Raw genomic sequence first — 13,674 nt, 5'->3', positions numbered from 1 at the left:
TTTTTAGTATTGACTGCGCTATCAGATTAATTCCCTTACATCGGTAATCACCCCTGTAACGGCTGCTGCTGCGGCGGTAAGCGGGCTGGCGAGTAAGGTTCTGGCACCTGCACCCTGACGGCCTTCAAAGTTTCTGTTGGAAGTAGAAACGCAGTATTTACCAGCAGGAATTTTATCTTCATTCATGCCCAAACAAGCACTGCAACCAGGCTGTCTTAACTGAAAGCCGGCTTCTTCAAATATTTTATCAATACCTTCTTCTATGGCTTGTTTCTCTACCTGCTTGCTGCCAGGTACTATCCATACTTCTACGTCGTCTGCTTTCTTTTTGCCTTTTACAAAAGAGGCCACCATGCGTAAATCTTCAATGCGGCTATTGGTACAGCTGCCGATGAACACATAATCTACCTTTTTGCCCTGGATGCTTTTGCCAGCTTCCAGGCCCATGTATTGCAGCGACTTTTCGAAAGAAGGTTTTTCGCGTTCTTCTATTTCGCTTAAAGCAGGTACGTGACCGGTAACGCCAATGCCCATGCCGGGGTTGGTACCGTAGGTGATCATGGGCTCAATGTCTGCTGCCTGGTAGGTATATTCCTGGTCGAATGTGGCGCCTTCATCGGTAGGCAGTGTCCGCCAGTAGGCTACTGCTTTGTCCCATGCTTCACCTTGTGGTGCAAACAGGCGGCCTTTCATATATTCGTAAGTAACCTCATCGGGGGCAATCATACCACCGCGGGCACCCATTTCAATGCTCATGTTACAAATGGTCATGCGGGCTTCCATGCTTAAGCTGCGAATGGCAGAACCTGCAAACTCAATAAAGTAACCGGTAGCGCCACTGGCTGAAATCTGTGCCAGCACATACAGTACAATATCTTTAGATACCACGCCATTTTTCAGCTCGCCTTCAATGTTAATGCGCATGAGCTTAGGCTTGCTTTGCATCAGGCACTGGGTGGCCATTACCATTTCTACTTCGCTGGTGCCAATGCCAAAGGCAATAGAACCGAAAGCGCCGTGGGTAGAGGTGTGGCTATCACCACATACCATGGTCATACCCGGTTGGGTAACGCCCAGTTCGGGCCCGATCACGTGAACAATTCCCTGGAAGGGGTGGCCCAGACCGTATAATTCAATACCGAACTTTTCACAGTTCTCTTTCAGGGTTTGCACCTGAATGCGTGATAATTCTTCTTTAATAGGCAGGTGCTGGTTCAACGTAGGAACGTTGTGATCGGCCGTAGCAACAATTTGCTTAGGACGAAATACCTGCATCCCTCTTTTTTCCAGTCCTTTAAAAGCCTGCGGACTGGTAACTTCATGAATAAAGTGTTTATCTATATATAATACAGAGGGCCCGCCTTCAATCTGCTTTACTACGTGCTTCTCCCAAATCTTATCGAATAATGTTTTCGCCATAACTATCTTGTAAAAAATGTATTAAGCCATCAATATCTATACTATCAATTATGCATTTACCTCAGCAGGAACGTAGTTGGTTGCCAACACTTGTAAATCGCTGTCTTCTACTTCTTTTTTAGTATCTGCCACGTGCAGGAATTGCTGATATAATACATCAATATCATTACGGTTGAAGTCGTATCCTATTTTCTGGAAACGGTGTGCCAGAGCGCTGCGGCCGCTACGTGCCGTTAATACAATTTTAGAACCGCTGGCGCCTACTTCTTCCGGAGTAATAATTTCGTAAGTCAATGACTCTTTCAAAAAGCCATCCTGGTGAATACCGGAAGAGTGTGCAAATGCGTTGCTGCCCACGATGGCTTTGTTAGGCTGCACGGGTACACGCATGGTGTCTGATACCAGCTGGCTCAGCGGGTTCAGCATTTCGGTTTTGATATCGGTGTATAAACCTAATGAGCTATGTTGCTTAATAATCATTACCACTTCTTCCAATGAGGTATTACCTGCTCTTTCGCCAATACCATTAATAGTACACTCAATCTGGCGGGCGCCTGCAATAGCACCGGCAATAGAGTTGGCAGTAGCCAGGCCTAAATCGTTATGGCAATGGCAGGAGATAATAGCTTTATCTATATTAGGTACGTTGTTGTACAGGTAAGCGATTTTTTCGCCGTATTGATGCGGAAGGCAATAGCCGGTAGTATCGGGGATGTTTACCACGGTGGCACCTGCTGCAATTACGGTTTCAACCAGTTTTGCCAGGAAAGAGATATCGGCACGGCCGGCGTCTTCTGCAAAAAACTCTACATCATCTACAAAGTTCTTAGCCAGTTTAGTGGCTTTGGCAGCACGCTCCAGGATATCTTCACGGGTGGTGTTGAACTTAGATTTGATATGTATGTCACTAGCGCCAATGCCTGTGTGTATACGGGGGCGTACAGCTGGTTTCAGCGCTTCTGCTGCCACTTCTATATCTTTTTGCACGGCACGGGTTAAACCACACACAGTAGCGTTTTTCACTATTTTGGCTATCTCCTGCACAGATGCAAAATCACCAGGGCTTGAAATAGGGAAGCCGGCTTCAATAACATCTACGCCCAGTAGTTCCAGTTGTAACGCCAACTCTATTTTCTCTTTAGTGTTCAGCTTACAGCCAGGGACTTGTTCGCCATCGCGCAACGTAGTGTCAAAAATGTGAATTTTGTTATTTGTCATAGCAAATTGTTATAAAAGAATACAGACTGCTTACTTTTAGGCTGCCTGCCGAAATTTGTTGTGAAACAGTCTGTACTTCGAAAATAGAACCGGTTTTTTGGCTTTTTAGGTCAAAATATGGCCATTTCTACGAAGGATAAGCGGGTGAAATTCCCCTGAAATGCAATGTGGATAAGGATTTTTAAAAAAAGTAATTACGATGTCTAACCGGTCAACGGACGAACTATTCCAACTGGTAAAGTCGCTTGAAAAGGCGGAAAAACGCAATTTTAAGGTTTTTGTAAAGCGAAATGCGGGTAGCGACGACCTGAAAATGGTGTCGTTATTTGATGCTCTGGACGGTATGCAGCTATATGATGAAGCCTTATTACTGCAAAAATGTCCGGATATTAAGAAGCAGCAACTCTCTAATTTAAAGGCCCACTTATTCAAGCAAATACTAACAAGCCTTCGTTTTACGAAGGATGATAATGTGGAAATACAGCTGAACGAGCAGATCAGCTACGCGCGTATATTATATAATAAGGGGTTGTATCACCAGAGCTTAAAACTGCTGGACAGAATTAAGCAGATGGCGAAGGATCATAACCAGGTCACCTTCCAGATGCAGGCGCTGATATTTGAAAAGAAGATTGAGGCGTTGCATATTACCCGCAGTATTGAAAACAGGGCCGAACAGCTTTCGCACGAGGTAACGGAAGTGAATGCGCATTTGAATGTGCAGAATAAACTATCCAACCTGTCGCTACAGCTATACAGCTGGTATATTAAAATGGGGCATGCACGGGATGAAAAGGATGTGAGCATGGTGCATCTGTTTTTTGAAGCCAACCTGCCGGTGCATCAGCTGGGTGATTTGAAGTTTTACGCCAAAATGTATTTGTATCAGTCGTATTGCTGGTATGGCTTTATTCTACAGGATCTGTTGATGTATTATCGCTATACGCAGAAATGGGTAAACCTGTTCGACAGTGAGCCGGAAATGAAGGCGATAGAGCCGGTACAATATATTAAGGGTATGCACAACCTGCTGAGCGCCCATTTTTCGCTGGAAAACTACGATGGCTTTAATAAGGCGTTGAACAACTTTGAAGCGTTTGGTGCTTCGGAGGAAGCGGAAAGCAATACCAATGTGCGTATTCAAACTTTTGTATATCTCAACATCTCGCGAATTAACAAGCACTTTTTAGAAGGCACCTTTTCGGAGGGGCTGGCACTGGTGGATAGCCTGGAGGAAAAACTGGAAGAATACCGGTTGCAGCTGGACAGGCACCGGATTTTGGTGTTTTACTATAAAATAGCCTGTTTGTATTTTGGCAGCGGTGAGAATGAAAAGGCGATTGATTACCTGAACAGGATCATTAACCTGCGCATGGATTTGAGAACAGATTTGCAGTGTTATGCCCGTTTGCTGCACCTGATAGCGCATTACGAGCTGGGCAACTGGGACTTGCTGGAATACCTGATTAAGTCGGTATATCGCTTTATGGCTAAAATGAAAAACCTGAGTGTGGTGGAAGAAGATGTGTTCCGTTTTTTGCGCAAATCGTTTTCGCTGGCACCCGATAAGGTAATTCCTGCCTTCAAGGCTTTAAAAGAAAAACTGGAAAAACGCCGTGGCAGTCCGCTGGAAGCCCGTTCGTTTATGTATCTCGATATCATTTCGTGGCTGGAAAGCAAAATTCAGAAGGTGCCCGTGCAGGAGGTGCGCCGCAGCATGTACCTACAGGGGAGAAAGGGGAAAGGTTAATCTCACTACGTACATAATCTTCTACATACTAACCGCCTGGCAGTAACACTGCCAGGCGGTGTGCTTTGGTGGCATGCAATTTTTAGGTAAACAGGTATTAGTTAACCGATTAAAAATTACCACTATGCCTAACACTAAAACAGATAACAGAGGATTTGCCACAGAGAATGCAGATATATCAAGAGACGAAGGCGCCAAAGGAGGGCCGGCGGTTGGTATAGGTAACCCCACAGATAAGCATGGTATTTCGGCTCCATACGATGCCGATTTACAAACACAGATTGCGGCTAAAGCCTCTAAAAAGAAAAATAAAGACCAACATAAAGAAGGTGATTGTGAGTAGTAGTTGTTGTGCCCTTCCCATGCCTTTGTGCATGGGAAGGGATTTTTTATTACGAACACTAAACTGAATACTATGGCAAGGAATGATATTAAAGACAGTGCAAAGGATGAAGCAAAGCTGAAACCAGAAGTTGCTACTATTGATTTACCAGATGTGGAAGATATTCCCGGCCAGGAGCATGTTCGCCCTGCCCCGTTAAACGGAATAGGGGATGTAACCATCTCTTCCGGTGATGAAGAAGGTAAAAGAATACTTGAAAATGACGATGATTTAGACGAATCGGATGTAACACCCGAAGAAAAGGAGTTGCTACAGCAAACTTCTGAAAGCATGTCCAGCGATGAAGACCTGGATGTGCGAAACGCCCGGGTGGACAACCGGGACGAGGACGGTGAGCTGTTAAATGAAGATTCGCTGGACGTGCCGGGCAGTGAGGATGACGATGAAAATGAAGAGATTGGAGAGGAAGATGAAGAAAATAACGAATATAGCCTGGGAGATAACCGGTAAGGGTGGCACAATTGATGATGGTAATACTGTATAACAGCCTGTTGCAGGGCTAGCTATAAAAAAAGGCGCGCTGAGAAATCAGCGCGCTATTCATTTAAACACAATCAAAATATCCTCTTTTCATATGGCGGGTACTAAACCGGCAATCGTTGTTTATTTTGGCAAGTAATCTTAGCAAGTAATTCGTTAGAGAGCTATGCGTTATTTGCATTTGCTGTATCAAAGTAACAGCACAGATTTGATACTAACAAGAATTAGGGAAAGAATTTATAGAAATTTTTGAAAGTTCAATATGTATGGCCGGGAGGAAAAATAGTGCGTGAGAATAACTTGTTGATATTGAATGAAAAGGGGAAATGCGCATAATTGGAGATGAGGTGGAGATGTTTCGGATGGTGCAAGTAAGAAAAAGACTTCGACAATTAAGGTCGAATCCCTTGCTCTCCGCAGGTTAAAAGCCTTCAGGTGATAAATCTGAAGGCTTTTTATTGTTGATGATCGACGCGTGGTCTTGTCGGATCAAGACGATTTCGACTGTATAAGGTCCGGGGGTTATGTAACTTTATGTATTTTTCGAATAATTATTCTAATCCTGATAATACGAAGGCAAGTAATCTTTGGAGGGATGTGAAAAAGGTGAAAGTACGAAGGACAGTGTATGGTACGGCATTCCAGATGAGGATATTGCGTCAGTATCCTCAACTTTTCCCTGGAGGAAGTCTTCGTTTTGATAATACGATCGATAATCTGGAGGGTTCGGATGATTTTGATGGGAACATTAGCGATATGACCAGTAAGTGTTTGTTTGATATCATTGTGAACAAAGCGGATTATTTTGAGTTTAAGCGTTGGGGAAATCAATGGATAGACACATTTGCAAACAAGATTGAGAAGCGTGTTACTTTCTCCAGGCAATTGTGGACATATCTTCGCTATGCAATGGGGTTGCTAGAAAAGGCGGATGAGTGGTTGGGGCCTGGTGGTACTGTAGAGACTATTGCAAGGTTGAATGAATTGTTTGATAGGGAATATGTTTCCGCTCAGGAATTCAAAACGGAGCTTCAGACTACGAATACTAGTCTATTGTCTTTTATTCAAAGCTTAAATTAATGTATAGATTAAAGGATAAATTAGTCGGATATTATGGTGTGGATGCGAAGACGGATCACTGTTTGTATGTTTATCATGAGCAAGTGATGATTGAATTGAATAAGGAGGCGCTTTCAAGAAGGGTGTTGGAGGTGGATGTAAAGGATTTTTATACTAGGGTGCTTCCCCTGAATCAAGGGATCGTGTATAATTGTAATACCCGGTTGGTGTATGAACGTGAGGGGGTAAAAAGGGAGATCGGGAGTGAGTTGTATCCTATGTGGATTGTGGAGGATGATATCATCGTGATATGTTTTGAGGAGGGGAAAACGGGGTTGAAAAGGATTAATTTGTTGGGGGAAGAGAAGTGGTGGTACGAAGCTTCGTTGGCTAACGGACAATTGGTACATGATGGTGTTTTGTATTTTAGGGTAGTAGACAGGGAGAATGTGTTGTATGCGTTATCTTTTGCTACTGGTGAGGCGAAGGAGTGGTTAGTGTTGGATGAAGGAGCGTCTTTACATATAGTCACGAGTTTTGAGGATAAGGTTATTTGTTTATTGAATAAGAAGACGATGGCAGCGGTGGATGTGGTAACTGGTGCAATGGTTTGGAATACGGCATTATATAATAGGGAGGGGAATGAGCTGCCGGTGAATATATCTGTTCCTTTGCATGGGGGGCAATATGGTGATAAATATTATTTGCTTTATGGGGTGTTGTTTATGTGTCTTGATATGAAGGAGGGTGGATTTACTGTGCTGCAGCGGATCGAGGGGGATATGAATGGGGTGCCTTTATTTGTACAGCGTAGTAGTATCTTTGAGGATAAGATCTACTTTGTAGGGGATAATATGAATAATGGGTGGAATCGCTTTGGGGTTTTTGATATACATCAGGAGCGGATCGTTTGGCAGACAGAGATCTCGTTGGCAAAGGGTGAGGTTTTAAACAATAAGCCTATTGGGGGGGAGAAGTATGTATTTTTGAATGACAGCGCGTTTAATCTTTATGTGTTTGAGAGGGAGGAGTAAGATCTGATATTTTTAAATACGAGGAGGAACCGGCACCTATAGTTACAACTGGCAGTCATCGAAGACACTATCTCATAAACTGTGTAAATGAAAAATCGGGGTTTTAATGGATTATGTACAAAAGTTATGGAGTATGATAAAAGATCTTTCTATTGTTTCTTTTTAAATGGTGATGGTTATTTACGGTCTGCTTTGTCAAGAAATTGAAGGGCTGTTGTGGTGAAGGGAATTGTGGTATCGAAAATGGGCACGTGGTCACCTCCGGGGATAATCCATAGAGTGGAGTCTTGTATAGAGCGGTGGAGGCTGATGGGGATTTCAACAGGAAAAAAGTTGTCACGGTCGCCATGTATCACAAGTGTGCGGGCTGTAATGGCAGCCAGGTCTTGCGGTTTAAAATTCATATCGTCGTAATTGTCGTGAAAGGCGTTGAATTGTGTAATGAGTTGCTGAATCTGTTCATCGCCGCGTTTGGCGCACTCCCGATACATTTCTACTACTTGCTGAGGCATGGTATTGAAAGAGGCCCTTCGCATAATAATCCTTGCCTGATTGGGAAAATGGGAAGTAGCGCTGATTAATACCATTGCTTCAATGCGTTTCGGTTGGTTTGTAGCCATGTGTAATAAGATCATTCCGCCGGTGCTCATGCCCATAGCGTAGAATTGATCAATTCCCAGCTTATCAAGTAAAAGGAATACATCGTTGGCGGCTTCCCGGTGAGTGAATTTGTTCTCTGGATTGGTAGAGCGGCCATGGCCACGCAGGTCTATAACGATCAGGCGGTAATGTTCTGCCAGTTGAGTTGTGAAGGGGTGCCAGTTTTGTGTACAGCCGCCGAAACCATGTAATAGCACCAGTGGTTTTCCTACTCCATATTCTTCGTAATATATTTCGATGTTGCCGACTGGAATAGCATGTCCCTGGGAGGTGGTTTGTTGGGGAGTGTACGTTTTTGTCATGGGTATACGTTATCAAATATAAGCTATTATCTAAGTTCCAGCTAAAACGCGGTGTAGTTTGATTTTGAAGGCTTAATCCTAGCCCCATAATGGCACTTCCGTAATGATAGAAATTATTATTTAATGAAATACGTGTTAATTAAATGGTTAGCTCGTTCATATCGTCCAGTTGCTTAATCTTATTTAAAAATTCTTCTAAGCTGTCAATCATATCTATAAGCTGTTCATAGAAAAAAAGAGATTCGCCTGCTTCTTTTCCACCTATTAATTCACCTCTGAAGTAGATATAAGCGGTCATCCACTCCCAAAATTCTTTTCTGGTCTTTTCAAATGGGTTATTTAGAAAGAAGTGGAGAACTTCTAGGTGAATGTCTTTTAATAGCTGGTCTTTATTTTCTTCACTCATGATTATCGGCAATTGGTTTGTGTTTATTTAGCTCATCTCTGACGGTTAAAACGGTAGCAATTACCACAGGCTGGCTAAGAGGTTCTTCTTCTACCTTTTCAATGGAAACATGATCGATATACAGCTGCAAAACCGCATGAGGGTCGAGCCGTAGGGCATCGCATAGCAATGTCATTTCTTCACCAATGCGAAGGGTGATATCCTTTTCCATTGTGTTTTTTACAAGGTGAGTACGGCGCTTTTCCAGTCGTGTATAATTTGCTGGTACAGTAAAGCCTTTTCTGGCTTTGGCTTTTCAGAGTGTATCACTTTAGCTATCTTCTGCATAAAACCACTGGATATACTGTATTTAATGGTGTTTTCTTTCAGCAGCTTCTTTTCAACCTGTAAATGCCAGTTGCAGAGCTTTATAAACTCGCCTGCCAGTTTGGAGGAACTGGTATTGTACTTTTCCAGATACCCCACAATCGTTACCCGGTCAGCAAACTGCTGCAATACTTGTTCGGGCGTTTTACCTGTACAGTTGCAGGCATACAAAAAATCATCTGTAAGCTTGAAGGTGGCTTTCAGTGTTTGAAACTTCATGTGTCATTTATATTAATCGTTAGGAAATACTCAGGAAGTGATGTGCAGGTTAATAGTGATGAATGGTAGCTCCGTCATACATCTGTATTCTGAAAAGAAGGTCTTTGGCAATAAGTAACCTGGATAAGCCTACATATAAAGTGTAGGTAATAATGAAAACAAGCCCAATGACTAAGCTATGGAAGAGGATAGCAGCCCCAATGTAAACAGGGGTTAATACGGCAATGTGTATTAGCAGAATTATGTAGCCCCTTTTTCTTTTAACACGTTTTGCCCGCTTGTACAATTTACCAAACAAAAACACTATTGTCAACATATACACCCCACATAAGAGCAGGTAAGTGTACCAGGTGTTTCTAATAGTCAGTAATTGAATAAGAGAAACCGGAGAACCTGCCACCAGGTTAAAAAGGGCTGTACTCAGCATTTGACAGAGCCAGTAAATGAGAAGCGAGATAAATGGTAGCCGTTTCCAACAAACCTGCAAACGGAATATGGGTAACCCTTGTGGAGTAAATGCAAATCGGAATGCCATATAAACAATTGGAAGGTTATAGCCATGCGGCCACCGCTAGTGCCTGTTACCAACACATCAATTCTCCGTTTTCCATGAAGAATAACGGCAACCGCTGGCTAATAAATTGAAATTCCTGTTAGCAGCTATACTGCATAACAATTGCTGTTTATTGGAATTGTAATACTGTGATAAGATGCGACATACGCTTACATTTTATAGGTTATGAAATGTAAGTCTCTGGTAGACGTAACGTGCCCGGAAATGAAATTGCCTATAGGACAGGTTCCGTCTTACCAACCTGAGGCACCGCGAAGAGCCCTGAACCGATAAGCTGATAGGAACCTACCCTATAGGCAAAATACTATAGAGCAGGCTTTGCTATCATCTCGGTTCTGTGAAAATTCGCGGTTTTCAGGCAGAGACTTATAGCGAAGTCCTTCACATTCAATGAAGAACGACAAATGTAATATTTACTTTGTAAAATAAGGAACTGTTTGGCGTCTATCACAGGCAAAGACTGACTAAAAAAGGCCTTTTTTGCCTTTTTTACCGGGTGCAATAGGCTAATTTGTAATTATTGCTATATTACAGGCGTCTAGTTTAAATCAGTTTTATGTCAAACACTAACCATCCACATCACGGAAAGAACTTTAAGCGTATGAGAGAAATCCTTGGAGTTAAACAGGAAACTGTTGCCTTGGAATTGGGGGAGGACTGGGATCAAAAGAAAGTATCAAGACTGGAAGAAAAGGAAACAATCCCCGATGATCTTATGGACCAAATAGCAAAGATTTTAAATGTACCAGCAGATGCAATTAAGAATTTCGATGAAGAAAAAGTAGTTAACATAATTACTAACACTTTTCACGATAATAGTACAAACCAAGGTTTCAATAACCATTGTACATTAAACTTTAATCCAATTGAAAAACTGGTTGAAGTTTATGACGCCCTGCTCAAAGAAAAGGACGAGAAAGCAGCTTTATTGGAGCGCTTGCTCAACGAAAAGAAGTAATAGCATAACTTTAATAAGCTAAAAACAAAAGAGGTCTGCACTCAATATGCAGACCTCTTTGTTTTAGGCTATCAAATTATAATTCGTTGTATAACAATCCATTACTGATTATCTGTTGTGCAATTACCGCAGTGGTTGCTTTTTGAATCTCTTTGGAATAATTGGTGTAAAGCTTCTCATCTCTTTTAACAATATGAACCACCTCAAATACAAAACAGCTTTCTCCTAACTCCTGCCAGTCTTTTTGTAACGCTTCATTTTTCAAAAGGCCATTTTTAAGGGAAAAACGGATTCTGTTTACCAGGGCGTCTGTGTTTAGCGAACCTTCAATGTATTGTTTTCCGGTAAGCGTATTTTTCAGAGACAACACACCCATAACAGATTTTTTGTTTTTAGCTTCTTCTATTAATTGTTTTCGTAATGCCTTTTCCATATTGTTCAATTGTAATTACTGAATATTACCACCCAGTCCCGACAACATTTCTGCCAGCAGCTTTACAGCCTTAGCTTTACCGGCAGGTAAAATATCTTTTGCTGTATGCTCTGCTGTTACTCTGGCTTCTTCGTATATCTTTTTCCCTGCAGCCGTAAGCAATACATAGCTTACCCGAGCATCTCTTTCATTTACTTCCCGTCCTACCAGGCCAATTTTTTCCAGCGGACTTAGCAATCGTGTAATACCTGAGGCGGTAAGTCCCGTTTTCTCTGCCAGGTCTACTCTTCTCATTTTCCCATCCTGAGCACTATTCAGCAAATACAAAATCACAAAATCGCTGAAACCTATTCCATGAGCATTCAACCGGTCGAACCGGCGCGACACCACGGTTTGCACTTTGGAAAGGTTGATAAGTAATAATAGAGATTCATTTATTATTGACATATACTTGACTAATCAACTATTTAATGATGCGAAAATATAATTTTCCTGTTAATGTCAATATTTTTTTCAGAAACAAAGGGGCTTAGTGAAGATGCACAACATAAGGATATGAAAGAAATAAAGGAGCGATATTTACAAGAAAATAGTCTGACACCCATAATCTTTACTCATCACTCCACAACTTTTGTACACAGGGATCAAGACTATTTCAGTATTGAGCTCTAAGCCTGAAAATACTTGGGAGAACAAACTTTTTCCTGAACCGTTAGGGCCAGCTATGATAAAAAGCCTTGGCGCAGACATAAATTAATGCAGCTCTTTAATAACTCGTTCTTTTGAATCATTTTGATTTTGCTCAATCAAAAAAACTCTCCCGTTCTTATGTTGATGGATGAATTGGTTTTTTTTAATACAAAGATTATTACGATAGATTAACGGCCTATCCATAGCATACGTCTGCAACATAGCTTTATCCAATACTTCTTTGAATCGGATCTCTTTTTGAACACGAGACAGTTCAAAAATCAACTTACTCTGTTTACTTCGATTAGTCATTTTAACGCACCCCCAATGTATAAAATTAACTGCTCAATTCTCTCAGATATAGTTGCCAATCTATCTATATACCAAATTTAGGCATTAAAGCAACACAATAACTAAATGAGAATCAATGCAAATACTTCTTCAAGTAAGAGGCACCAGATTCATTTATCCTATCCTTCCTCATCAGGAAATTTCCCTTCGTTACGTCTTATCTTTCTCACAAGCACCAGGCACCTATCAAAAAAGTCTTCCAATTTATCTAACACGGCACTGTCTACACGTCTACTGGCAAGCTGTATCAAATTGGTACTGCTGGGTACAATGGTCTTCCCAAAAGAAACGATATGGCTGATGATCCGGATTACAGGACCAAATTTTCTCAGTTTCGTTAATCCCTCTGTTATCATAATGCGGAAAAGAATACTAAAAAATGCCGCATCCTCCTGCATTTCTATACGATCGCTACCCAAAGTTTCAACAGGCTCAGGAATATCCAGCTTTACCAGGTTGGATTGATTGCTCAACCATTGTTGCACTTGTGTTGAAACAGGATGGTCATCTGGCAGGTAAGCACCGTAGGCAGATGATCGCCATTTCGTGCTGGTGGAAGCCTGTAAAAATAATTTCTGCAACTGTTCAATATAGCCGCTTTTGTCGGCACTCTTTTCAAACGATTGCAGCATGTAACTGGCTTCGCTTGCCATATGGTGCATAAAACGCGGACAGTTCAGGTTCATAGTAAGCGCTATTTCATATAATTCGTCCTGTGTTCCATTCTTACGTTGCCATAGCTTAATGTTAGCCAGCAGGATGTTATTATAATCAATACACTTTTTGGTATTGTTAGCAGCTGTATGATGTACGAACTTATTAACTGGCCGCAATATAGCTTTCAACAACTTGTTGTTAGGATACTGTGATAATAAACGTTGATACTGCCTGCTGGCATTGGTCGCTTCCATTTTCAGGTAGCTGTGTGGCAATTGATAATCAGATGGAAATAGTTGGTAAAGCTGCCTGTGAAATACCAGGCATAAATTTTCCAATCCTTCTATAATAGCTTTCTCCGCAGTTTCAGGATAACGTTTTAGCTGCGACGACTGTTTCACCAGTGTTGCCAGGTCGGCCACTATAACACACCGGTTGGTGAGACTTTCGTGCATATTGGGTGTTAACTGCTGGCATAGGGCACGTATATGATGAATAGATTCTGTAACCAATGCACCTATGTGATTAACCAATGTTTCGGAATCAAACAATACTTTTCTGTGTGAAGAGCTGGTTAAATCATATATTATTGTTGTAAGCTCCGTAAGCGCCAGTAATTGTGACGGTTGAGGTAAGGCAGTTGGCTGCCCTGGCAGTTCGTTCATAGTAATGAATACAATCGATTAAAAGGGTAC

General features: G+C 41.8%; 15 protein-coding genes. 6 read left to right on the top strand and 9 right to left on the bottom strand.

All coding sequences use genetic code 11. The features are described 5' to 3' along the window. Positions 1 to 21: 21 nt before the first annotated feature. Together leuC and FLA_RS22005 are read right to left on the bottom strand one after the other, a co-directional pair. On the bottom strand, positions 22 to 1,419 hold the full coding sequence (gene leuC / locus FLA_RS22010; RefSeq protein WP_076382547.1) for a 3-isopropylmalate dehydratase large subunit: 1,398 nt from the start codon (positions 1,417 to 1,419) through the stop codon (positions 22 to 24). Positions 1,420 to 1,467: 48 nt separating this feature from the next. Next, positions 1,468 to 2,637 (bottom strand): 2-isopropylmalate synthase, encoded by a 1,170-nt coding sequence (locus FLA_RS22005; protein WP_076382546.1) that lies wholly within the window; start codon positions 2,635 to 2,637, stop codon positions 1,468 to 1,470. A 199-nt stretch (positions 2,638 to 2,836) separates the two neighbouring features. On the opposite strand from FLA_RS22005, the gene FLA_RS22000 reads away from it, so the two are divergent. The 5 genes from FLA_RS22000 to FLA_RS21980 all read left to right on the top strand — a co-directional run bounded on the left by FLA_RS22000 (position 2,837) and on the right by FLA_RS21980 (position 7,363). After that, positions 2,837 to 4,387 (top strand): hypothetical protein, encoded by a 1,551-nt coding sequence (locus tag FLA_RS22000; protein WP_076382545.1) that lies wholly within the window; start codon positions 2,837 to 2,839, stop codon positions 4,385 to 4,387. Positions 4,388 to 4,511: 124 nt separating this feature from the next. Further along, positions 4,512 to 4,730, top strand: coding sequence for a hypothetical protein (locus FLA_RS21995; RefSeq protein ID WP_144264185.1), 219 nt, complete (start codon positions 4,512 to 4,514; stop codon positions 4,728 to 4,730). Between the two features lie 72 nt (positions 4,731 to 4,802). Continuing rightward, positions 4,803 to 5,240 (top strand): hypothetical protein, encoded by a 438-nt coding sequence (locus tag FLA_RS21990; RefSeq protein WP_096511244.1) that lies wholly within the window; start codon positions 4,803 to 4,805, stop codon positions 5,238 to 5,240. Positions 5,241 to 5,867: 627 nt separating this feature from the next. Further along, a complete protein-coding gene (locus FLA_RS21985; RefSeq protein WP_144264184.1) occupies positions 5,868 to 6,350 on the top strand; it encodes a hypothetical protein in 483 nt (160 codons plus the stop codon). Next, entirely contained in the window at positions 6,350 to 7,363 is a 1,014-nt protein-coding gene (locus tag FLA_RS21980; RefSeq protein WP_076382542.1) for an outer membrane protein assembly factor BamB family protein, read from the top strand. The genes FLA_RS21985 and FLA_RS21980 overlap by 1 nt, the downstream gene beginning before the upstream one ends. A gap of 176 nt (positions 7,364 to 7,539) precedes the next feature. Here FLA_RS21980 and FLA_RS21975 read toward each other — a convergent pair whose 3' ends face one another. The 4 genes from FLA_RS21975 to FLA_RS21960 form a co-directional block, all read right to left on the bottom strand. Next, a complete protein-coding gene (locus FLA_RS21975) occupies positions 7,540 to 8,325 on the bottom strand; it encodes an alpha/beta fold hydrolase (RefSeq protein ID WP_076382541.1) in 786 nt (261 codons plus the stop codon). A 139-nt stretch (positions 8,326 to 8,464) separates the two neighbouring features. Further along, positions 8,465 to 8,731, bottom strand: coding sequence for a hypothetical protein (locus FLA_RS21970; RefSeq protein ID WP_076382540.1), 267 nt, complete (start codon positions 8,729 to 8,731; stop codon positions 8,465 to 8,467). Then, on the bottom strand, positions 8,724 to 8,942 hold the full coding sequence (locus FLA_RS21965; RefSeq protein ID WP_076382539.1) for a hypothetical protein: 219 nt from the start codon (positions 8,940 to 8,942) through the stop codon (positions 8,724 to 8,726). The genes FLA_RS21970 and FLA_RS21965 overlap by 8 nt, the downstream gene beginning before the upstream one ends. Before the next feature lie 8 nt (positions 8,943 to 8,950). Then, a complete protein-coding gene (locus FLA_RS21960; protein ID WP_076382538.1) occupies positions 8,951 to 9,316 on the bottom strand; it encodes a hypothetical protein in 366 nt (121 codons plus the stop codon). A 1,130-nt stretch (positions 9,317 to 10,446) separates the two neighbouring features. Here FLA_RS21960 and FLA_RS21950 point away from each other — a divergent pair. Beyond that, positions 10,447 to 10,848, top strand: a complete 402-nt coding sequence (locus FLA_RS21950) for a helix-turn-helix domain-containing protein (protein ID WP_076382536.1) — start codon at positions 10,447 to 10,449, stop codon at positions 10,846 to 10,848. Positions 10,849 to 10,924: 76 nt separating this feature from the next. Here FLA_RS21950 and FLA_RS21945 read toward each other — a convergent pair whose 3' ends face one another. The 3 genes from FLA_RS21945 to FLA_RS21930 form a co-directional block, all read right to left on the bottom strand. Continuing rightward, complete coding sequence (locus tag FLA_RS21945) at positions 10,925 to 11,281, bottom strand: GIY-YIG nuclease family protein (RefSeq protein ID WP_076382535.1); 357 nt, start codon at positions 11,279 to 11,281, stop codon at positions 10,925 to 10,927. 15 nt (positions 11,282 to 11,296) lie between these two features. Continuing rightward, on the bottom strand, positions 11,297 to 11,728 hold the full coding sequence (locus FLA_RS21940; protein ID WP_231940311.1) for a MarR family winged helix-turn-helix transcriptional regulator: 432 nt from the start codon (positions 11,726 to 11,728) through the stop codon (positions 11,297 to 11,299). A gap of 713 nt (positions 11,729 to 12,441) precedes the next feature. Further along, positions 12,442 to 13,644 (bottom strand): hypothetical protein, encoded by a 1,203-nt coding sequence (locus tag FLA_RS21930; RefSeq protein WP_076382533.1) that lies wholly within the window; start codon positions 13,642 to 13,644, stop codon positions 12,442 to 12,444. Positions 13,645 to 13,674 lie beyond the last annotated feature (30 nt).

The organism is Filimonas lacunae (assembly GCF_002355595.1).
Classification (GTDB): domain Bacteria; phylum Bacteroidota; class Bacteroidia; order Chitinophagales; family Chitinophagaceae; genus Filimonas; species Filimonas lacunae.
The sequence above is the reverse complement of the archived record's forward strand: the minus strand, read 5'-3'. Positions and strand labels throughout refer to the sequence as shown.